We start from the raw sequence: 22078 nt of genomic DNA, 5'->3' as shown, positions 1-22078 counted from the left end.
ACCTGCAAACGCGGGTAACACCCGCGCGGCGGGGCATCGTAGGTTACGGGCAGCGACGTCTCGCCGAGGAGGCACCATGGGGGTACCGGTTCCGAGCACCGACGAGTTGGGGGCAATCGCCGCCGGCTTCGGATTGTCGCCGAGCGAGGACGACCTGGCCGCCTACCGGGAGCTGGTGGTGGGCGCGCTGGCGGCCTACGACGCCGTGGAGGACCTCTACCAGCAGCAGACGCCGGCGGTGCCCGAGCGCCACTCCTGGCAACCCGAGCCCGCCGACAACCCCCTCGGTGCGTGGTACCGGCGCTGCGCCGTGCGCGAGCGCGACGAGGGCCTCCTGGCAGGCAAGCGAATCGCCATCAAGGACAACGTCGACGTGGCGGGCGTGCCGATGATGAACGGCTCGGCCACCCTGGAGGGGTTCGTGCCCCGCAGCGACGCCAGCGTGGTACGGCGCATCCTGGAGGCGGGCGGCGAGATCGCCGGCAAGGCGGTCTGCGAGGACCTGTGCTTCTCCGGCGGGAGCCACACCGCCGCCACCGGCCCGGTGCGCAACCCCTGGGATCCCACCCGTTCCGCCGGCGGCTCGTCGTGCGGCAGTGCCGTGCTGGTGGCAACCGGCGACGTGGACATGGCCATCGCCGGCGACCAGGGGGGCTCGGTGCGGATCCCCAGCTGCTGGTCGGGCATCGTCGGGATCAAAGCCAGCTACGGCCTCGTGCCATATACGGGGGCCTTCCCCATCGAGTACACGTTCGACCATCTCGGACCGGTCGCTCGCACCGTCGATGACGCGGCGCTGCTGCTGACGGCCATTGCCGGACCCGACGGGGCGGACCAACGCCAATTGTCGGCACCGTCGGGGGTGGACTACACCGCGGGACTTGACCGAGAGCCAGCGAGCCTGCGCATCGGCGTGGTGACCGAAGGATTCGGCCACCCGATCAGCGACGCGGCGGTGGACGATACGGTGCGCGGTGCTCTGGCACGCCTGGAGACGGCCGGCGCCGAGGTGCGGGAGATAACCCTTCCCGAGCACGCCTGGGCACCGGCGGTCTGGAGCGTGATCGCAACCGAGGGAGGAGCCTGGCAGATGCTGCGCGGCAACGGCTACGGCCTGAACCACCGCGGCCGGTACAACCCCGAGATCATGGAGGCTTTCGCGGCGGGTTGGCGACGCCACGGCGACGCGGTCTCCCACTCCGTCAAGTACGTGGCCCTGTTCGGGCAGTACATGCTGAACCTGCACGGAGGGTCCAGCTACGCCAAGGCGCAGAACCTGCGTCCGCTGATCAACGAGGCGTACGACAGGGCTCTGGAGAGCTGCGATGTGCTCTGCTACCCGACGCTTCCGATGATGCCCACCGCCTTGCCCCCCGAGGACTGCTCGATCGCCGACTACGTGGCGAGGGCGCTGGAGATGGTGCCGAACACCCTGCCGTGCTCGGTCACCGGGCACCCGGTCGTCAACGTGCCGGCGGGCCTCAGCGACGGGCTCCCGGTGGGGATGAGCTTCGTGGCCCGCTACTGGGACGAGACGACCGCGCTGGCGGCGGCCAAGACCTACGAGTCGCTGGTCGGCGGGTTCCCCAGCCCGCCGGGCCATTGAGACGAGAGCCACCGGAGGCACCTCGACGACGACGCTCCCCGACCTGCCGGCCGAGCGGGCACAAGAACCGCCGGCCCGCAACCGCATCGAGGCCCTCGCCAAGGCACGGCACCTGCGACTCCTCTAGCGCTCCGGAAGGCCGCCGGCGGCGCTGGGCTAGGGTACGCGAGGTGTCCGGCGCCGAGGTCTCCTGCCCGATTCGCCTCCGATCGGCCCCCGCATCCCGGCCTGGGGGGACAGCCGGGATGCGGGAGCGCCACCTCGCGGGGTCCTCGGGTTGATCGATAACGCCCTCGATCTGGCGGAGGTCGCAGACCCGCCGGCCTGAGGCGGCGCAGATGGCATGCCCATCCCCCAGGAACTACGTTCCTGATCAGCGTTTCCGAGGAGGGGCCTATGAAGTCGCCACCTTTCGAGTATCACCGGGCGGCGTCGGGCGCCGAGGCCGCCGCTCTGTTGGGTGAGTTGGGGTTCGATGCCCGGATCCTGGCGGGGGGTCAGAGTCTGATCCCGTTGATGAATCTGCGATTGGCGGCACCGGGCCACCTGGTGGACATCACCCGTGCGCCGGATCTGGCCGGCTGCGGCGCCAACGGCGGCGGCCTGCACGTGGGTGCGGGCGCCCGCCAGCGGGCCGTGGAGTTGCACGCCGACACGCTGGCGGTGGCGCCGGTGCTGGCCGACGCGATCGCCAACGCCGGGCAGGTGCCGGTGCGCCACCAGGGCACGGTGGTGGGCAGCATCGCCCATGCCGATCCGAGCGCCGAGCTGCCCGCGGCGTTCAAGGCGCAGGGCGGCACCGTCACCGCTCAGGGCGCCGGCGGCACCCGCGAGATCGCCTCGGAGGATTTCTTCGAGGGCTACTTCACGACGGCCCTGGAGGAGGGCGAGTTGGTCACCGCCGTGACGGTGGACGCCTGGCCGGCGGGCACAGGTCACGGGTTCTTGGAGTTCAGCGTGACCGCGGAGAGTTGGCCGATCGCGCTCGCCGCAGTGCTGGTCCACACGAGCGGCGGCACCATCGATCGGGCCTCGGTGGTGTTGGGCGGGGTGGCGGAAGTGCCGCTGCGCCGGCCCGAGGCCGAGGCGATCCTGGTGGGGGCGGAGCCGGACGCGGATGTGTTCGCCGCCGCGGCGGAGTCCGCCGCCTCGGGTGTCGAGCCCCTGTCGGACTCGTTCGGTTCGGGGGCCTATCGCAAGAAGCTGGCGCGGGTTCTCACCCGGCGGGCACTCACAGCGGCCGCCGAGCGGGCAGGAGGTGAGGCATGAACACTCACGACATCACTGTGACCATCAACGGCACGGCGACGTCGGCCGGCGTGGAGGCGCGCCGCAGCCTGGCGGACTTCCTGCGCCACGACCTGGGTCTGGTGGGCACACACATCGGTTGCGAGCAGGGCGCCTGCGGGGCGTGCACGGTGCTGATCGCCGGCCGCAGCGTGCGGTCCTGCATCATGTTCGCGGTGCAGGCGGACGGCGCCGACATCCAGACCGTCGAGAGCCTCGCCCCCGGCGCCGAGATGCACCCCCTCCAGGAGGCGTTCCGGCGCCACCAAGGATTGCAGTGCGGGTTCTGCACACCCGGGATGCTGCTGCGCAGCCTGGAATTGATCAACAACAACCCCGACCTGAGCGCCGAGGAGGCCCGCGAGGGCATCTCCAGCAACATGTGCCGCTGCACCGGTTACCAGTACATCGTCGACGCGGTGCTGGACGCCGCGGCCGAGATGCGTGCCGAGGAGGACTGACATGACCATCCCGAAGGTTCGCCAGCACCCCGAGCACCTGGAGTGGGTCGGCAAGTCGATCCCACGGGTCGAGGACCCGAAGTTCCTGCGCGGCCGCGGCAACTACATCGACGACTACGAGGTGCCGAACATGCTGGAGGTGGCCGTGGCGCGCAGCACCATGGCCCACGCCAAGATCCTCAGCATCGACACCTCCGCCGCCGAAGCCGTTCCGGGCGTGGTGGCCATCGTCACCAGCGAGAACGTCACGGACCACGTCAATCCCATGCCCGACTTCGGGCCCTCGCCCGACAAGCACACCTGGTACTGCCTGGCGGTCGACAAGGTGCGCTACATGGGCGAGGGCGTGGCCGTCGTGGCCGCCACCTCCCGTGCCGTCGCCGAGGACGCCGCCGAACTCATCGAGGTGACCTACGAGCCGCTCGAGCCGCTCACCGACATGCTCGAAGCGCTGGAGGAGGACGCGCCGCTCATCCACGAGGCACTGGGCTCCAACATCCCGTTCCACCGCAAGTTCACCTTCGGTGACGTGGACGGCGACTTCGCCGCCGCGGACGTGATCGTGCGGGACACCCTGCACTGGGGGCGCTCAGGCGGCCAGCCGCTGGAGACCGTCGGGGCGGTCGCCGACTACGACGCCGCCACGGGGATGATGACCATCCACGTGAATTCCATGTCGTTCACGCATTTCCTCTTCCTGCTGGCCAACACCCTGCGGGTGCCGAGCAACAAGCTGGATCTGCAACCCCACCCCTCCGGCGGCAGCTTCGGGGCCAAGTTCTTCGAGGTCAAGACCGCCACCATCGCGGCGATGATGGCCCGCATCACCGGGCGGCCGGTGAAGTTCATGCAGGACCGCCTGGACAACATCGCCAACGGCGACCACCACGGCTCGGACCGCTACTACGAGGTGGAGCTGGCCGCCAAGGCCGACGGCACGCTGCTGAGCACCCGCTACAAGGTGGTGGACAACTACGGCGCCTACATCCAGTTCGGCGTGGGCCAGCACGGCAACTCCCTCGCCCAGGCCGTCGGCCCGTACCGCATGAGCAGCATCGGATACGACCTCACCGCGGTCCTCACGAACAAGTGCCAGCAGGGCGCCTACCGGGGCTTCGGCTCCGAGGTGGGCAACTGGATCCTGGAGCGCATGGTGGATCTCATGGCCCTCGAGTTGGGCATGGATCCGGTGGACATCAGGCGGATGAACTTCATCCAGCCCGACCAGTTCCCCTACTTCATCCCCACCGGCAACGTCTACGACAGCGGCGACTACGAAGCCGTGCTGAACAAGACCATGGAACTCTCCGACTACAAGGGCTGGCGCAAGCGGCAGGCCGAGATGCGCGCCGAGGGCCGCCACGTCGGCATCGGCGTGTGCACCTGCCAGGAGCGCAGCGTGTTCAGCGCCACCGAATTCTGGTTCTGGTTCGACGAGCCGGTCGCCGCCCCCGTCACCAGCGCCCCCGAGAGCGTCACCCTGAAGGTGGACGCCATGGGCGCGGTGACCGCCACGCTGTACTCCAACGCCTCCTGGGGCAACAGCCCCGAGACGATGGTGGCGCAGTTCGTGGCCGAGGAGTTGGGCATCAAGCCCGAGGACGTCTCGGTGGTCTACGCCGGCTCGAATCAGGGCATGCCGGCCACCGGGCCGGGCGGCAGCCGCTTCACGATCATGGTGGGCGGCGCGGTGGAGGGTGCGTCCCAGAGCATCCGGGCCAAGGCCGCCAAGATCGCCGCCCACCTGCTGGAGGCCAACGAGGACGACCTCGTCTGGGAGGAGGGCGGCTTCGCGGTGCGCGGCAGCCCCGACCAGCGCAAGGAGCTCGCCGAGATCGCCCTGGCCGCCCACATGTTCAAACACTCCCTGCCCGAGGAGATCGAAACCGGCCTCGAGGCCAGCCACGTCCAGGACCACCCCTACACCACCATGCCCAACCCCGAGCGCACCAACCTGGGGGTCTTCTACCCCTTCGTCGGCCACGCCAGCCACGTCGTGGTTGTGGAGGTGGATCCCGAAACGGGGCGCGTGGAGTTCCTGGACTACGCCGCCGTGCACGACTGCGGCACCGTCGTGAACCCGCGCTCGGTCGGCGGCCAGGTCATCGGCGGCACCGTGCAGGGCCTCGGCAGCACCCTGTACGAGGAGTTCCTCTATGACGAGGACGGCGTGCTGCGCACACCCTCCTTCGCCGAATACCTCATCCCCTCCGCGCTGGACTCGCCGACGCTGCGGGTGGGCCACAACGAGACACCCAGCCCCTACACCCCCTACGGCATCAAGGGCGGCGGCGAGGCGGGACGCATGATGGCACCCTCCGCCATCTGCGCCGCCATCGACGACGCCCTCGGCATCCGCATCCGCCGCCTACCCGCCACCCCCGAGCGCATTGTCGGGATGGTCGACGCCGCCAACAGCTGAACAGCAGCGGGTGACCCGGTAAGCATCTTGGACGGCTCCGGCCCGGACGCCGGTCCCCCCGCCGCGGGCGACTGGGTGGCGATCACCTCAGCCGGAGCGGTTGCTCCCGGCGGTGTCGTCGAGGCGATCCTCGACGACACCGACGTGGTGGTGTGGCGCACCGAGAGCGGGGTTCCGTGCGTGATGGAGGCACGCTGCCCGCACCAGTGGTCGCACCTCGGTGACTCCGGGGCCGTGGCCGGCGAGGAGATCGTCTGCCTCACGCACTTCTGGACCTTCGCCACCGACGGGAGCGGCTGGAAGGAGAACCTCGACGGCCGCCGTGACCGCAAGGGTGACATCGAGGTCCATCCCTGCCAGGAGGTGGCCGGGGAGATCCGGGTGCGGCGTCGCCCAAGGCGCGACCCTTGAGCGCCGTCGAGTTGGTCCTCGCCATCGCCGCGGTGGCGGGCGGCGCCATCGTGCAGGGCTCTGTGGGCGTGGGGCTGTCGCTGGTGGCCGCCCCGGCCCTCGTCGCCATCGACCCCGCGTTCATCCCCGGACCGCTTCTCATCGTGGGGCAGATCATCGGCATACGGCACATCATCGTGGAGGGCAGGCACATCGACTGGCGGGCGGTGAAGCACGCGCTCTGGGGACTCCCGGTCGGCCTGGCGGCCGGCTTCGCGGTCCTGGAGCTCGTGCCCGAGACGACCCGGACAATTCTGATCGGGGCTCTGGTCGCCGGCTCGGCGCTGATCCTGCTGGCGGGATTCCGCCTGCGGCAGACCCGCCGCACCGAGGTCGCCGGCGGGCTGACGTGCAGTTTCGGAGCCATCGCCGCGGCGCTGCCCGGTGCGCCCCTGGGGATCTGCTTCAGCGAGATGCGCCCGCCGGTGCTGCGCTCGACCTCTTCGGCCTACATCGGTGTGGTCGGCGGCGCGGGCATCGCCTTGCTGGCGGTGCGCGGCAACTTCGGTCTCCACGAACTCAAGCTGATCGGCTACCTGGCCCCGGGAATGTTCATCGGCCTCGCCGTCTCGCGGCTGGTGCGGCCGTTCCTCGACCGCACCTGGTTCCGCCCTGCGGTGCTGACCGTGGCCCTCGCCGGCGGCGTGGCCCTCATCGTCGGCCAGTTCGCATAGTCGCGCGCGGGCGGCGCTTCACCACCGTGCGCCGATGCGGACCGGGGTATTCCTGCTTCGGCTCCACCAGTTCGGCCGGTCCCGCCGCTGGCACGGCGAGCCCTGTTCGGCGGCCGCTGTACCGCGCCGGGCGCGGGCTCGGCCTCGACCGGTGCAGAGTCCGCCCTCTGTCGCCCATCAGCACACTGCACCAGAGAGGCGTGAGTATGTTCTTCGCACCGACCGGCCGTCCGCGCACCGCGGACGCGCTGACAGCCCCCCCCCCCCGGAGTTTTAGGCGCTAGGCGCCGCGGCCGCGCTCGCGCTCGCGTCGGCGATCGCCGCCGGCGCGCTGGTCGCCGCACCCGCCGCCGCCCAGGAAACCCCAGACGCCGCGACCGAAGTGCGCATCACCGCGCGCAGACTCGCCGACGGCCGCGTCGAGTTCGGCGTCCAACAACGCGCCACCAGCAACGACGCCTGGGGGCAACGACAACTCCCCCGCGCCCGCTTCTTCCCCACCGGCGCCGCCGCCGGCCGCTGGCTCAACAGCAGCCCCCTGCAGGTCAACGACAGCCAGACCGGAACCATCACCGCCGCCAGCAGGCGGTACACCGCCGTCAGCGCCGGCAACGTTTACACCTGCGCATTGACCACCGACGGCACCATCCAATGCTGGGGCAACAACTCAAGCGGCCAAGCCAAAGCCCCCGACGGGACCTACACCGCCATCAGCGCCGGCAACAACGAGACGTGCGCGCTCGCCACCGACGGCAACTTCGAGTGCTGGGGCCCACTCGGCCTCGTCAGGCCCGCCGCGTAGGAACCCGATCCCGCAGATGGGCCGCGGTCCGGCGACCGACGCGCTCAGGCCTCGTACGGCGTCAGCGGGTCGGCGTGGCGGCGGTGCAGCCAACCCTTGATGTCGTCGGTGGAGGTGACGACGTTGCGCATGCTGCCGATGTCGTCGATGGCGATCTCGATGATGTCGCCCACCTCGCTGGGGCACTCCAGCGGCGGCACCAGGCAGGTGCCGGTGGACAGCACCACCCCGTCGGGGAACGCCGTGGCGCAGAACAGGCACTCCACCAACTCCTCGAGCGTGCGGGCCAGCTCCGAGGTGGAGGTGGACCCGCGGAACAGGACGTCGGCGCCGCGGCTGAGCCGCAGCCGGATCGTGAGGTCGTAGGCGTCGGGCACCTCCCAGGAGGGGCGCATGGTGGGCGCCAGCACGCAGGAGGCGGCGAAGATCTTGGCCTGCGGGATGTAGAGGGGGTTCTCGCCCTCGATGGCCCGGGCGCACATGTCGTTGCACGCGCCGTAGGCGACGATCTCGCCGTCGACGTTGATCATGAGGGCCAACTCGGGTTCGGGCGTGTCGTTGTCGGAGTCCGGACGCCGCCCGACCGGCTCACCGTCGGTGACGACCTCGTGGGCGACACACTTCAGGAACAGTTCGGGACGCTCGGCGTTGTAGACCCGGATGTAGACGTCCTCGTCCCCGCTCTCCTCGATGCGGGCCTCCTGCGAGACCCGGTAGGTGACCCCGGCCCCCCAGACCGGCGTGTCCCCGTCGATCGGGCTCAACAACCGGGGCACGCCCGCGACCGGCGCATTCCCGGCCGCAGCCACGATCTGCTCACGAATCTCAGCCGCCGAGTGGTGCAGCAACGCCGCGAGCGTGTCGACACTCTCGATCGGATGAACCCCATCGTCATCCAGCACTCCAGGCCGAGCCACCCCGGCATCCGAGTCGACGAACCGAACGATCGAGGTCATACCTGCACCCCCTGTGCGCCTGATCCCTCGAGCCACCCTACTTTGCGGCCCCGCTGCACACGTCGTTGACCTGCCGGGTCATCGAGCCGTCCCGGGAGTCACACGATGCCGCGCCCGCCGCAGGCGAACACGACCTGGCCGGTGACGTACGAGGCCGCCGGCGACGTGAGGAAGGCGACGACTTCTGCGATCTCGGGCGGCTCGCCGGCTCGCTTCATGGGTATCGCCGGCACGATCCGGTCCCGAACGGCTTCGGGCACCGCCCTCGTCATCTCCGTGTCCGTGAAGCCGGGGGCGACGGCGTTGACCCGCGTCCGGGGGGCGAACTCAAGGGCCAGGGCACGCGTCAAGCCCACCAATCCGGCCTTGGATGCGACGTAGTTGATCTGCCCGAAGGTGCCGAGGTAGGCGCGGGAGCTCATCGAGACGATCGAACTGCCGTCGATCAGTTCGCCGCGCAGTCGATCGACCAGCGCGTAGGCAGCGCCGAGGTTGACCCGCAGCACGGCGCGGAAGTCCGACTCGGCCATCTTCGTGAGACGTGCATCACGCGTGATCCCGGCGTTGTTGACGATCGACCGAACCGCCTCGCCCCCGTCCTTGACCATCGCGGCAATGGCCTCGAGGCCTGACGGCTCCGTCACGTCGGCGCAGGCCGAACGGGCCCCGAGATCAGCCGCCGCGGCCTCCACGGCCGGCGCGACGTCGACGAGCAGAAGCGCATGGCCGTCGGCCGCCAGGCGACGGGCGATCTCGAGGCCGATCCCGCGAGCGGCGCCGGTGACGATGGACAGGCTCACGGCTGGAGCTTTCCCAGCTTGGCGCTCCCGAGGTCCAGCAGCTCGCCGGTGAGCACCGGGTCCGCCAGCAGGTTCCCGATGACCCGTGCCGCACCCGGACGATCCGCGTCGGTCGGCAGCGCCACGACGTTCGCCGCGGCTCCATCACGCTGGAATTCGTACGCCACCGCCCTGGCGCAGCCGATCAGTGCGGTGGCGAGCGCGCTCGCCAGGGCCGACCTCGTGCCACGCAGGTCCTCGGAGTGCACGATGTAGACGAGCGGCGCCCCCTGCGCCACGCACTCGCGTGCGGCGTGGAAGGCGTCGACGAGTCGCTCCTCCACGGCGGACCAGTCAGCAGGCGGGTCGCAGGCGGCGAGCACGGTTCCCTCGGAGGCGCCGTCGGACAGGATCTCGCCGAGCCAGCCGGTCGAGTCGTCCAGCAGCAGAACGCTCATGCCGGTCCCCCGCCCTCAGCCGCCATCGCGCTCCACCAGCTTCTCCTTCTGCACTCCCGGTCGCTCGATGGCACCGTCGGGCACCAGGGACACGATCGTCCTGACCGACAGCATGCTCTGGATCCGCTGCTCGATCTCGGCCGCCAGGATCGGGAACGCGCCGATGTTCCGCCCCGCCACCTCGACGCGCAGCCTCAGAGGGTCAGGGGTGCTGTGGCCCGGGAAGTCGATGTCGATCTTCAAGTAGCCCGTGGTTCGGGGCCGCATCGCCACCACCACCTCCTTGATGGCCGCAGGGAACACGTTGACGCCGCGGACGATCAGCATGTCGTCGGTGCGGCCGTGCGCCTTGATGCGATAGCCGGTCCGGCCACACGTGCAGCCCAGCGCCGTGATCGTCACCAGGTCGCCCATCCGGTAGCGGATCAGCGGCGTGGCACGCCGAGCCAACGTGGTGTAGACAAGCTCGCCGGTCGTGCCCTCCTCGATGGGGAGCGACGCGAGCGTCGCCGGATCGATGATCTCGACGTGCAGGGCACCCTGCGAGCAGAGGTGCATCCCGTCCTTGCGGTCGCACTCCGCCCAGTACGTGCTCCCGAAGTCCGCGCCACCCATCATGTCGCGCACGTCGGCTGCCCAGAGCGCCTCCATCTGCGCACGGATGGCGGGCTCGCCGGCGCCGGGCTCGCCACCCACGGAGATCTTCCGGACCGAGAGCTCGCTCGCCGGTTTGCCGAGGACATCGGGCGCGGCGGCGCCGAGATGCAACACCATCGACGGTGTGCCGCACATCGCCACCGGCTGCAGGTGCTCGATGGCGCGCAGCAGCCGCTCGGTACCGGCCTCCGCCCCCAGGGGTATCACGCAGCAGCCCAGGTGCTGCAGGTGCTCGACGTTCACGAGCCCGCCCACGAAACCCCGACCCATGGCGTAGGCGTGCATGACCCAGTCGTGCGGCCGGAACCCGTTCGCGTAGAACACCCGCGCACCCATCGAGTTCCAGGTCTCGATGTCCTCGGCGGTCGCACCGACGAAGGTCGGCATGCCGGTCGTGCCCGACGAGGATTGGATCTGCACGACCGACTCCAGTGGCGCGGCCGCGTGCAGGCCCAGCGGCGGCCGTGCGAGAAGGCTCTCCCGCACCTCGTCCTTCGAGGTGAACGGCAGGTCGACCAGTTGATCGAGCGAGCTGATGCTCTTGGCCGTGGCGCCGAACTTCCGCCGGTAGAACGCCGAGTGCGCCATCACGTAGCCGAGCTGTTCGGCGAAGAGTTCCTGATGCAACGCCTCGAGTTGAGAGCGTGGCAGCACCTCGATCTCGTCGTAGACGTCCGGCACCACTCGTCACACCGACTCTCGAACCTCGCCGGACAGGCCGATCGTCGGCAACTCGGCAGCCACCGCCCGCCCGAGGATCTGGATGGCTCTCAACGGAACTGGCCGAAGTCGGGATCGCGCTTCTCGTTGAAGGCCCTGACCCCCTCCTGAGCCTCCTCGGAGTCCACGAACACCGCCAGACCGTCGAAAGCGACCGCCGAGATGCCCGCGATCGACTCGGTGTCCGCGTTGAAGGAGTGCTTGACGAACTTGAGCGCCGCCGGAGAGAGGGCGAGCATCTCGTCGGCCCAACTGCGAACCTCGTCACGCAGCTCGGACATGGGCACCACCGCATTGACGAGGCCCCACTCGAGCATCACCTCGGCGCTGTAGCGCCGGCACAGGTACCAGATCTCGCGGGCACGACGAACGCCGACGTGGCGCGCCAGGTAGGCCGTTCCGAACCCGGCGTCGAACGAGCCGACCCGGGGCCCGGCCTGACCGAAGACGGCATGGTCGGCCGCGATGGACAGATCGCACACGACGTGCAGTACCTGGCCACCACCGATGGCGTACCCGTTCACCGCGGCGATCACCGGCTTGGGGATGTCCCGGATCAGGCGTTGCAGGTACTCGTCCTGGAAGACGCCGTACTCGCTCGGCCCGTAGTCGCCGCTCTCGAGACGCTGCTTCTGGTCCCCGCCGACGCAGAAGGCCCGCTCGCCCGCACCCGTGAGCGCGACGACACCGACGGCGGGGTCGCCCCACGCCTGCTTGAAGCAGTGGATGAGTTCATCGATCGTGCGCCCTCGAAACGCGTTGAGCCGCTCGGGCCGGTTGATCGTGATCCACGCCAACCCGTCATCCACTTCGTAGAGAACGTCGTGCAGTTGACCTTGTGTCAACTCGATTGCTCCTTCTGCGCTAGGCCCTGCAAACACCGGCGAGATTGTCGGCCACCTCCGCCGAGCATCCCGACTCGATCAGCACCTCGCGCGTGTGCTGGCCGAGCGTCGGTGGCGGTGCGGGATCCGGGTTCTTCTCGCCGTCCAGCCAGAACGGAACCCCCTGCGTCATCACCGTGCCGGCAGTCGGGTGATCGAAACCGAGCACCATCGCATTGTGACGGATCTGCTCATCGGCGGCGACCTGCCGGTAGTCGTAAACCCGTCCCGCCGGAATCCCGGCTTCATCGAACATCTCGATCCACTGCTCCGTCGTGCGCCTGGCAAGCACCTCCGAGACGATCTCGCGGATCTCCGAGGCGTTCGCCACCCGCGCCTCGTTGTCACCGAAGCGGCGGTCGTCGACGAGGTGGTCGAGGCCCAGAACGCCGCAGAGGATCCGCCAGTGCTTGCTGTTGACGACAGCCAGGACGATGCAATCGTCCATCGTCGGGAAGACATCGGTCGGGGCGGTGAACGGGGACCCGGCACCGAGTCGTTCGGACTGCTCGCCGGTGGCGAGGAAACTCGTGAACCAACAGGCCTGCAGCGCCAGGAACGCGTCCCTCAACGAGACGTCGACGCGCACGCCGAGCCCGCTGCGGGCCCTGCTCGCCAACGCGGCGTTGACGCAGGCCGCCGCCGTGGTGGCGGCGTAGACATCCGCGGCGTTCGTGCCGACCTTCACCGGCGAGCCGTCCCGCTCGCCGGTGATCGCCATCATCCCGGACTCGGCCTGGAACAGCAGATCGATGGCGGGGCGGTGCGCCATCGGACCGGTCGGTCCGAAGCCTGAGATGGCGCAGTAGACCAGCCCGGCGTTGAGAGCGGCGAGCTCCTCGTAGCCGACGCCGATGCGTTCGGCGACGCCGGTCCGGTAGTTGTGCAGAACCACATCGGTCCTCTTGACCAGCTCATGCACCCAGGACACCGCTTCGGGTTGCTTGAGATCCAGGACGACACTCCGCTTGCGGCGGTTGACGGACATGAAGAAGGCGCTCTCCCCCGCCACGAACGGCGCGAAGTGCCGCGCCATGTCCCCCTCCGGCGGCTCGATCTTGATGACGTCGGCACCCAGATCGGCGAGCAGCATCCCGCAGTAGGGGGCCGCCACGAGTGCGCCCAACTCAAGAACCCGGACTCCCTCGAGGGGCCGCGACGGGGAACTCATCCGCACCGTCGCAAGGGCCGGGTGTCTCTCAGGCTTGGGCGACTCAGTCCATGACGACGACGGACCGCAGCACCTCGCCGCGCTCCATCTTGTGGAAGGCCTCCTCCACCTCGTCGATGGCGATGGTCTCGCTGACGAAGCCGTCCAGGTTCAGCCGGCCCTGCAGGTAGAGGTCGATCAGCATCGGGAAGTCGCGACTCGGCAGGCAATCCCCGTACCAGGACGACTTCAGCGCCCCACCCCGGCCGAACACCTCGATGAACGGCAACTCGATGGTGGCGGTGGGGTTCGGCACGCCCACGAGCACGACGGTGCCGGCGAGGTCGCGAGCCTCGAAGCACTGCCGGTAGGTCTCCGGCAGGCCGATCGCCTCAACGGCGACGTCCACGCCGTTGCCGCCGGTGAGCGCCTTGATGCCCTCCACCGGGTCGGTCTCGCGGCTGTTGATCGTGTGCGTGGCGCCGAACTGGCGTGCCCATTCCAGCTTGCGGTCGTCGATGTCCACCGCGATGATCGTCGAGGCGCCCGCCAGGCGGGCGCCCTCGATGGCGGCGTCGCCCACGCCCCCGCAACCGAACACGGCCACCGAGTCGCCCCGGCCCACACCGCCGGTGTTCATGGCCGCGCCCAGGCCGGCCATTACGCCGCAGCCCAGCAGCCCGGCGGCCTCGGGGCTGGCCTCAGGCGACACCTTCGTGGCCTGTCCGGCGGCGACGAGCGTCTTCTCCACGAACGCCCCGATGCCCAATGCGGGCGACAGCTTGGTGCCGTCGGTGAGCGTCATCGGCTGGCTGGCGTTGTGGGTGGCGAAGCAGTACTGGGAGCGCCCGCGCGCACAGGATCGGCACTGCCCGCAGACGGCCCGCCAGTTGATGATCACGAAGTCGCCGGGCGCCACCTCGTCGACGCCCGGCCCGACCGCCTCGACGATCCCGGCGGCCTCGTGGCCCAGCAGGAACGGGAAGTCGTCGTTGATGGCGCCCTCGCGGTAGTGCAGATCGGTGTGACACACCCCGCAAGCCTGGATCGCCACGAGAGCCTCGCCGGGCCCCGGGTCAGGCACCAGGATCGTCTCCATCTCGACCGGCGCGCCCTTCGACCGGCTGATCACGCCTCGCACGCTCTGCACCATTTGGGGCCTCCCTCCGTGACTGCGACCGAATCACCGGCAGGTTAGCCCCAAGGCCGCCACCGGGCCCGACCGGGCGGCCGCGCCTAGACGTCGAGGAAGCGCCCCACGGCGAACAGCGAGCCGACCACGCCCACCGCCGCACCGATCCCGGTCACGAGCAGCGAGGTGTTCCACACCACGGCGCTGTCGACCACCAGCGAGCGCAGCAGCTCCAGGTAGTCGTCCTGCACGAACCCGGCCATGAGGTTGTTCATGAGGAACAGCATCGGGATCGCCAGCGCCCCGCCAATCAGCCCCTGGATGGTGCCCTCCACCATGAAGGGCAATCGCACGTACCAGTTGGAGGCACCCACGAGCTTCATCACCTCGATGTCCTGGCGGCGGGCGAAGATGGCGGTGCGGATGGTGTTGGCGATCAGCATCAACGCGGCCAGCAGCACGACGATGGCGATGATCAGCACGAACACGCTGACCTTCTGGCTGTTCTGCTGGAGGGTGCGGATCACCTCTACGGGCAGCGTCACCTGCCGCACACCGGGCCGGGCGTCGAACTGCGCCGCCAGGGCCTCGATCACATCCGCGTCCCCGACGCTGGGTTTCACCCGGTAGGAGGGCGGCAGGATCTCCGGCGTGACGTTCTCGATCAGCTCGGGACGGTCGGCGAACTCGGTGATGAACTCGTTGAAGGCGCCCTGCTGGTCGACGTAGTCGTAGCCGCTGATCTCGGGGTTCTCGTCGAGGGCTCCCCGGATGGCGGCGTGCTGGGCCTCGCTGGCATCGGCGTTCATGAACACGATGAACTCGATGCCGCCCCGCCAGCGCCCGGTGGCCTGCTCGACACCCTCGCGGATCAACAGCGACGAGCCGAACAGGGTCAGCGACACCCAGACGGCAACGATCGTGGCTGCGAACAGGGTGACGTTCCAGCGCAGGTTGCCCCGCGTCTCGCGGAAGACGTAGCCGAGGGAGATGGCCAAAGTGCGTTCCTAGGTGTAGCGGCCCTGGGCGGTGTAGCGGCCCCGGGCCTCGTCGCCGATGAGCCGGCCCCGGTCCAACCGCAGCACGCGGCGGCGCGCCGCGTTCACGATGTGCTGGTCGTGGGTGGCCATCACGACGGTGGTGCCCCGCTTGTTGATCTCGGCGAGCAGGCGCATGATCCCGTTGGAGGTGTCGCCGTCGAGGTTCCCGGTCGGCTCGTCGGCCAGGAGGATCGGCGGGCGATTCACGAACGCCCGGGCGATGGAGACGCGCTGCTGCTCGCCGCCGGAGAGTTCATGCGGATAGCTGTGCGTCTTCTTGGAGAGCCCCACCAACTCCAGCAGCGACGGAACCTGGGTGCGGACCTGCTGGCGGGAACGCCCGGTGACCTCGAGCGCGAACGCCACGTTCTCGTACACGGTCCTGTTGGGCAGCAGCTTGAAGTCCTGGAAGATGCAGCCCACCAGCCGGCGCAGCTTCGGGACGCTGGACCGGGGCAGCGCGCCGACCTCCTTGCCGGCGATCCACACCGAGCCCTGGTCGGCGGTCTCCTGGCGGTTCAGGAGCTTGAGGAACGTGGACTTGCCCGAACCCGACGGGCCCACCAGGAAGACGAACTCGCCCTTGCTGACCTTGCAGGAGACGCTGTACAGCGCCAGGACCTCGCCCTTGTAAATCTTGGTGACCTGATCCAACTCGATCATGAGACGCCGGCCTGCTGCACTCCGCCCACCGATCTCCGCTCGTTCCGTCCGCTGTTTCGCCGGGGGTGTGCCGGCCCGTTCACGCTACCACCGCGCCCCGAAGGCTCAGCGGAACCACCGTGCGGGGACACGGTGAGAGCGCTTGGGTTAGCATGCCGCCGTGCCCGGCCCGGACGCGCCGGTGCGGGCCGCAGAACTCATGAGCATGTCCCAGAACGGCGACGAAATAATCATCCTCGACGGGGTCTACAAGATATTCGGACCCCAGCCCGGCGGACGGGCGTTCGATCTGCTGCGGTCGGGGATGTCCAAGGACGAAGTGCAGGCCGAGACCGGCCACGTGGTGGGCCTCGACAACGTCACCTTCACTGTGCACAAGGGCGAGGTGTTCGTGGTGATGGGGCTCTCGGGCTCCGGGAAGTCCACCGCCATGCGCACCGTCAACAAGCTGATCGGCATCACCGCAGGGTCGATCACCGTCGCCGGCACCGACGTGCAGGCCCTGGAGGGTTCCGAGTTGCAGGCCTTCCGGCGGACGCACATGGGCATGGTGTTCCAGCACTTCGCTCTCTTCCCCCACCGCAACGTCATCGACAACGTGGGTTACGGGCTCAAGGTGCAGGGCGTCGGCCGGGACGAGCGCAACCAGGCGTCCATGCGGGCGCTGTCGCTGGTGGGCCTCGGGCCCTACGCCTACAACATGCCCTCAGAACTCTCCGGCGGCATGCAGCAGCGGGTCGGCCTGGCCCGCGCCCTGGCCTCGGATCCCGAGATCCTGCTCATGGACGAGGCCTTCAGCGCTCTGGACCCCCTCATCCGCCGCCAGATGCAGGACGAGATGCTGGAGATCCAGAGCGAACTCCACAAGACGATCCTCTTCATAACCCACGACCTGAACGAGGCACTGCGCATCGGCGACCGGGTGTGCATCATGAAGGACGGCGCCGTCGTGCAGGTGGGCACGCCCACCGAGATTCTCACCGAACCGGCGACGGGCTACGTCGCCGAGTTCGTGCAGGACGTGGACCAGGGTCGCGTGATCCTGGTACGCGAAGTGATGCTCCAGCCCGCGCCGGTGACGGCCGGCACCACGCTGGCGTCTGCCTTGGCGGCGCTCGGCGACCGGGCGGGCGCCTTCGTGGTCAACGAGCGCGGTATGCCGACAGCGGTGCTGACGGCCGCCGACGCGGTGCGTGCCGCCAATGAGGGCGCATCCGACGTCGCCGCCGCGCTGCGGACCGACTTCGCCACGTGCTCCGACGAGAGCAGCCTCAACGAGGTGTACGCCCTGGCAGGGAAGGGGCTGCCGATCGCGTGTTGCGACGACTCCGGCGCCCTCGTGGGCAACCTCGACCCGCGTCTCATCATGGAGGAGATGGGCCGCGTGGAGAGCCTCTCGGAGAAGTTCGAGCGCGAGGTGTACATGTGACCGTCCTGGCGCAATCTGAAGCTCCGGGGGTCGGTGACAACGCCGTTCTGGACCAGTGGGACGTCCCGTTCGGAGCGTGGATCAACCAGATGGTGAGCTGGATCGACCAGAACCTGGCCCCCGTTCTGGACGTCTTCGAGTGGCCGTTCACGTTCCTGTTCCGCAACTTCGTGAACGGGCCGGCGCACCATCCCTGGTGGGAGATCGCCGACATGCCCTGGATCGCCGTGTGCGTGGTGTTCCTGGTCATCGGCTGGTTCACACGCAACCTGCGGGTGGGCGTCTCGGTCGCCCTGGCTCTCGCCCTGTGCGGCATTCTCGGCACCGAGTACTGGAAGGAGACGGTGATCACGCTCGGCATCATCATCGTCGCCGTTGCGCTCTGCGCCATCATCGGGATCCCGCTGGGCATCCTCTGCGGTCGATTCGACGGTGCGTGGAACGTCGTGCGACCGGTGCTGGACGCCATGCAGGTGGTGCACCCGTTCATCTACATGCTGCCGATCATCTTCTTCTTCGGCATCGGCGCCGAGCCGGCCACGATGGTGACGATGGTGTTCGCCCTGCCGCCGCTCATCCGGCTCACCAACCTCGGCATCCGCCAGGTGCCCTCCGACGTGGTCGAGGCCGCCCGGGCCTACGGGGCCTCGGAGGGACGTGTGCTGCGCGACGTGCAGCTCCCGCTGGCCCGCCCCGCCATCATGACGGGCCTCAACCAGACCCTGCTGCTGTCGATCTCCATGCTCGGCATCGCCGCCATCATGGCCTCGGGGGGTCTGGGGCGTCCGGTGTTCCAGGCGGTTCAGAACCTCGACACGGCGCAGGCCGCCTCCTCGGGCCTGGCACTGTTCATCGTGGCGGTGGTCCTGGACCGCATCTCCCAGACCGAGGAGAGCGACGGGGAGTACCTGCTCACCCGGATCCGCAAGGCCTGGCGACATCGCCTCAACCCCGAGGCCCTGCTCCCGACCGCTGCCACCATCGGCGCGGTGGCGGCAACCGAGGCCAAGCCTGCGCCGGCCGCGGGCGCCGAGCGCCGCGGCGCAACGCTGGCTCTGGCGGGGGCGGCACTCGGGGTCGTCTCGGTGTTCCTCACCTGGGGTTCCGATTCCGGCCTGATCTCGGGGTACGGCCGCCTCGTGGACCTGGACCTGGCCGGGCGGAGCTTCAACGGCCTGGCGGCCGAGGGAGGCTCGGTCTACGGCTATGCGGTCCTGGCCTTCAGCCTGCTGGTGGCGGCATCGGCGCTGGTGACGCTACAGAGGCCCGGACGGGGCGCACGCTGGCTCGGCGCCGACGGCGCCCTGGTGTTCGCCCTCGGCGGGCTCGTCTCGGCGGGCGCCTATCTCTGGGCCACGCCGCACGGCGCCAGCGCCGCCTACAGCGACGGCATCGGCGTCTGGCTGGCGCTGATCGGAACCGCCGTGGCGACCGTCGGCGCCGCGGCCTGGCTGCGGGTCGCCCCGTTCACCCCCCGGCGCCCCCTGGTCAGGACGGTGGCCACGGGCCGGATCGTGGGGGTCGCCGCCGCCGCGGTCGTCGTGGTCATCGCCGGCTTCTCGGGCTGGACCTTCGACGAACGGGCCGAGTCGGTCATCTCCCCCGAATTGGCCGCGGAGATCGAGGAACTGAGGCGCCAGGCCGAGGAGGATCCAGCCAGCGCCAGCGAGGCGACCCTCAAGATGACCGCCCTGATCAACGAGGCCCAGCGCACCGAGAAGATCGTCACCGACGGGTTCACGTCCGGGGGGCCCCGGTTCGGCTACCTAGCGCTCATCGTCGCCGCCGCGGGCGTGGTGTGCGCGCTCCTGGCATCGGGACTGTTCGGCCACGACGAGCGGCGCAAGTGGATCTGGAGCACGGCCACCGCCGGCTTCGCCACCGGCGTGACGATGATCGCCTTCAACTGGATCGGCAGCCTGACGCGCGTCGCCGACGCGAAGCTGGTCAGCGGGGCGGGCGCGTTTCTGTGCCTCATGGGCGGGCTGATGCTCCTGGCCACGACGCGCGCCGTGCTGGGCGAATTCCGCCGCGCCGAGGTGTACGTGCAGATCGGCGACGAGGATTCCAGCGACGCGGAGCCGGCACGCGACGCCGAGTTGGCGGGGGCGCGAACACAAGCGGCGGCCGGCTGACTACGGTCTTGCCAGGGTGCAGGTTAGAGTCTCTAACCTGCTCAATCGACCAAAGGACCACCCGGGGAGGTTCATTCCCATGAGAACGCACAGAAAGACACGCGTCGCAGGCGTGTTGGCGCTTCTCGGCGCGCTGGCGCTGATCGCCTCTGCTTGCGCCGCGGAGGACACCGCGGCCCAGGACGCTGCGTCAGCAGCGGCCTCCGACGCAGCGGCCGCGATGGCCGCCGCGTCGGGCGCGCAGGCCGGTGCCGACGCCGCGGACGCCAGGGCAGGCGCAGCGGAGGCAGAAGCGTCCGCGGCCTCAGCCACGGCAGAGGCCGCGTCGGCCGCGGCGGACGCGGCAGCCGCTGCAGCCGCCGAGGCGCAGGCCGCCGCCGGGTTGGCCCAAGCCACGGCTTCGGGCAGCGCGGACGCCATCGCCGAAGCCGAAGCGGCGCTGGCCGACGCGCAGGCAGCCGCCGAGGCGGCGAGCGCACAGGCAGCCGCCGCCCAGGACGAGGCAACCGCCGCCCAGGCCGAAGCCGCCGCCGCCCGGGAAGAGGCAGCCACCGCCCAGGCCGAAGCCGCCGCCGCCCAGGAAGAGGCAGCCACCGCGCAAGCCGAAGCCGCTTCGGCCCAGCAGGAAGCCGCCGAGTTGCAGGCCGCAACGGACGAAGCGGCCGCGGCCGCGGCGTTCATGAGTCCGGGTGCGGGCGTCTCGGTGACGCAGGCGCGTGCCACCTGGTCGACGGGCTACATGCAGGCGGCCATCTACAACCAGTTGCTCGAGGAGTTGGGCTACGACGTCAGCGAACCCGCCGACAACGAGTTGGCCAACGACATCTTCCACGTGGCGCTCGCCGAGGGAGAGGTGGACTTCTGGGTCAACGGCTGGATCCCGAACCACCTGAACTTCTGGGACGACGAGCTCTCCGACGGCTCCCTGATCGGCGACCACATCGAGTTGGTCGGCGTGTCGCTGGCCGCAGCCGGGCTCGAGGGCTTCCTGACCAACAAGGCGCTCGCGGAGGAGCACGGCATCCAGACGCTGGGGCAGATCAACGACGATCCCGCACTCGTGGCACTCTACGACGCCGCGGACATCACGCCCGGCGACGGCGTGATCCAGGTCGGGTCGTGCCCCGACGCCTGGAACTGCGCCAAGATCGCCGCGCAGACCTTCGAGTTCAACGGCTGGGACAACCTCGAGGCCGTGCATGCGGGCTACGAGGCCATGTTCGCCAACGCCGTGGCCAACCTCCAGGACGGCAAGCCGTTCATCGCCTACTCGTGGTCACCCAGCGGCTACCTCACCCAGTTGATCCCCGGCGACAACGCCATCTGGGTCTCGGTGGGCACCGCCGACAACGTGCTCGACGGCTCCACCACCGACGGCTTCGACTTCAACGACCTGCCGCCCGCAAGTCTCGGCCCGGAGTTCTGCACCGGTGATCCCTGCTTCACAGGCTGGCCCGCGGCCGACATCAGGGTCGTCGCCAACTCGGACTTCCTGGCTGCCAATCCGGCGGCCCGGTCGCTCTTCGAGAGTGTCAAGATCTCCGTGGTCGACGTGGCGCTGCAGAACGTGCGCTATGACGCCGGCGAGAAGACGACCGCAGACGTGAACCATCACGCCGCCCTGTGGATCGAGAACAACCGGGCACAGGTGGACGAGTGGCTGCAGGCCGCCCGCCAGGCCGCTTCCTGAGCCCGAACCCGGCGGGCAGCAGCCCGCCACACTGAACCGAAGAATCCGAGAGAAGGGCGGGCCTCCGGGCCCGCCCTTCCGCGCGATGCGGCAAGATTGACTGCAGCACGCCTTCCACGAGAACGACTTCCGCTGCGCGCCCTCGCGGGGCACCCGATCTTTTCCGCTGCGCGCCCTCGCGGCCTCCGATCTCTCTGTCACGGCCCTACAGGCCGCTGCGACCGCCCGCGCACCCCATGAACCGGGTATCCCGCCGCCGGACACCATAACCGCCTGCCGCCGGGCCGACCCGGCCCCGGACGCGCCCCTTGCCGCTTCGTGCCTGCACCACGATGGACTGAATGCTTAGAGATATTTTCATCCTATTTCAATGTTATCAATGGTTGTAATACCTCTTCATGGCAATGAACACGCGCGGCGGCGGGCGGGCCGGGCTAGCCTGGCACCCCGAGGCGAAGCGGCGGAAGGGGAGCGAGCATGAGCGTCCTGGCCGAGGTGGATCCGGCGGTGGCGTACCCCGAGACGGTCCCTGAGATGGCCGAGTCCGGGCTGCACTGGCAGGTCCGCATCCAGACCTACATCGCCCTCAGAGACCACTTCGCCGGGCACCCGGACTGCTTCGTGTGCTCCGAGCGCAACCTCTACTACCGCCCCCAGCCCAACACCGCCTTCGTCGTCCCCGA

20 protein-coding genes are annotated in these 22078 nt (G+C 69.5%); 11 read left to right on the top strand and 9 right to left on the bottom strand.

Going from position 1 to position 22078, the window contains the following annotated elements; all coding sequences use genetic code 11:
• Window positions 1–76: 76 nt before the first annotated feature.
• The 7 genes from OXG55_09575 (at window position 77) to OXG55_09545 (ending at window position 7702) form a co-directional block, all read left to right on the top strand.
• Window positions 77–1606 (top strand): amidase, encoded by a 1530-nt coding sequence (locus OXG55_09575; GenBank protein MCY4103495.1) that lies wholly within the window; start codon window positions 77–79, stop codon window positions 1604–1606.
• Window positions 1607–2002: 396 nt separating this feature from the next.
• Window positions 2003–2875 (top strand): FAD binding domain-containing protein, encoded by an 873-nt coding sequence (locus OXG55_09570; protein ID MCY4103494.1) that lies wholly within the window; start codon window positions 2003–2005, stop codon window positions 2873–2875.
• A complete protein-coding gene (locus OXG55_09565; protein MCY4103493.1) occupies window positions 2872–3354 on the top strand; it encodes a (2Fe-2S)-binding protein in 483 nt (160 codons plus the stop codon). Before OXG55_09570 ends, OXG55_09565 begins: the two co-directional genes overlap by 4 nt.
• Before the next feature lies 1 nt (window position 3355).
• Window positions 3356–5776: a xanthine dehydrogenase family protein molybdopterin-binding subunit gene (locus OXG55_09560; GenBank protein ID MCY4103492.1), complete on the top strand. Its 2421-nt coding sequence runs from the start codon at window positions 3356–3358 to the stop codon at window positions 5774–5776.
• 27 nt (window positions 5777–5803) lie between these two features.
• The gene (locus OXG55_09555; GenBank protein MCY4103491.1) at window positions 5804–6187 is read left to right on the top strand and encodes a Rieske (2Fe-2S) protein; all 384 of its coding nucleotides are present in this window, start codon (window positions 5804–5806) and stop codon (window positions 6185–6187) included.
• Entirely contained in the window at window positions 6184–6900 is a 717-nt protein-coding gene (locus OXG55_09550) for a sulfite exporter TauE/SafE family protein (GenBank protein MCY4103490.1), read from the top strand. Before OXG55_09555 ends, OXG55_09550 begins: the two co-directional genes overlap by 4 nt.
• Window positions 6901–7282: 382 nt before the next feature.
• Entirely contained in the window at window positions 7283–7702 is a 420-nt protein-coding gene (locus OXG55_09545; GenBank protein MCY4103489.1) for an RCC1 domain-containing protein, read from the top strand.
• A 44-nt stretch (window positions 7703–7746) separates the two neighbouring features.
• On the opposite strand, the gene OXG55_09540 is transcribed toward OXG55_09545, so the two are convergent.
• From OXG55_09540 to ftsE, 9 genes are all read right to left on the bottom strand, one after another.
• On the bottom strand, window positions 7747–8658 hold the full coding sequence (locus tag OXG55_09540) for a fumarylacetoacetate hydrolase family protein (protein MCY4103488.1): 912 nt from the start codon (window positions 8656–8658) through the stop codon (window positions 7747–7749).
• Between the two features lie 98 nt (window positions 8659–8756).
• Entirely contained in the window at window positions 8757–9458 is a 702-nt protein-coding gene (locus OXG55_09535) for an SDR family oxidoreductase (GenBank protein ID MCY4103487.1), read from the bottom strand.
• On the bottom strand, window positions 9455–9895 hold the full coding sequence (locus OXG55_09530) for a hypothetical protein (GenBank protein ID MCY4103486.1): 441 nt from the start codon (window positions 9893–9895) through the stop codon (window positions 9455–9457). Before OXG55_09530 ends, OXG55_09535 begins: the two co-directional genes overlap by 4 nt.
• Window positions 9896–9910: 15 nt before the next feature.
• Window positions 9911–11236 (bottom strand): AMP-binding protein, encoded by a 1326-nt coding sequence (locus tag OXG55_09525; protein MCY4103485.1) that lies wholly within the window; start codon window positions 11234–11236, stop codon window positions 9911–9913.
• Between the two features lie 86 nt (window positions 11237–11322).
• The gene (locus OXG55_09520) at window positions 11323–12117 is read right to left on the bottom strand and encodes an enoyl-CoA hydratase-related protein (GenBank protein MCY4103484.1); all 795 of its coding nucleotides are present in this window, start codon (window positions 12115–12117) and stop codon (window positions 11323–11325) included.
• Window positions 12118–12136: 19 nt separating this feature from the next.
• Window positions 12137–13327, bottom strand: coding sequence for a CoA transferase (locus tag OXG55_09515; protein ID MCY4103483.1), 1191 nt, complete (start codon window positions 13325–13327; stop codon window positions 12137–12139).
• Window positions 13328–13370: 43 nt separating this feature from the next.
• Window positions 13371–14459: an S-(hydroxymethyl)mycothiol dehydrogenase gene (locus OXG55_09510; GenBank protein MCY4103482.1), complete on the bottom strand. Its 1089-nt coding sequence runs from the start codon at window positions 14457–14459 to the stop codon at window positions 13371–13373.
• Between the two features lie 83 nt (window positions 14460–14542).
• Window positions 14543–15436, bottom strand: coding sequence for a permease-like cell division protein FtsX (locus tag OXG55_09505; protein MCY4103481.1), 894 nt, complete (start codon window positions 15434–15436; stop codon window positions 14543–14545).
• A 9-nt stretch (window positions 15437–15445) separates the two neighbouring features.
• Window positions 15446–16141: a cell division ATP-binding protein FtsE gene (gene ftsE, locus OXG55_09500; protein MCY4103480.1), complete on the bottom strand. Its 696-nt coding sequence runs from the start codon at window positions 16139–16141 to the stop codon at window positions 15446–15448.
• A 160-nt stretch (window positions 16142–16301) separates the two neighbouring features.
• On the opposite strand from ftsE, the gene OXG55_09495 reads away from it, so the two are divergent.
• The 4 genes from OXG55_09495 to OXG55_09480 all read left to right on the top strand — a co-directional run.
• On the top strand, window positions 16302–17570 hold the full coding sequence (locus tag OXG55_09495) for a betaine/proline/choline family ABC transporter ATP-binding protein (GenBank protein MCY4103479.1): 1269 nt from the start codon (window positions 16302–16304) through the stop codon (window positions 17568–17570).
• Window positions 17567–19705 carry an ABC transporter permease subunit gene (locus OXG55_09490; GenBank protein MCY4103478.1) on the top strand — a complete coding sequence of 713 codons (2139 nt, stop codon included), beginning with the start codon at window positions 17567–17569 and terminating at the stop codon, window positions 19703–19705. Before OXG55_09495 ends, OXG55_09490 begins: the two co-directional genes overlap by 4 nt.
• Window positions 19706–19784: 79 nt before the next feature.
• A complete protein-coding gene (proX, locus tag OXG55_09485) occupies window positions 19785–21395 on the top strand; it encodes a glycine betaine/L-proline ABC transporter substrate-binding protein ProX (protein ID MCY4103477.1) in 1611 nt (536 codons plus the stop codon).
• A 477-nt stretch (window positions 21396–21872) separates the two neighbouring features.
• A partial coding sequence (locus OXG55_09480) for a hypothetical protein (GenBank protein ID MCY4103476.1) occupies window positions 21873–22078 on the top strand: 206 nt, incomplete at its 3' end.

It is taken from the genome of bacterium, assembly GCA_026708055.1.
Taxonomy (GTDB): domain Bacteria; phylum Actinomycetota; class Acidimicrobiia; order Acidimicrobiales; family CATQHL01; genus VXNF01.
The sequence above is the reverse complement of the archived record's forward strand: the minus strand, read 5'-3'. Positions and strand labels throughout refer to the sequence as shown.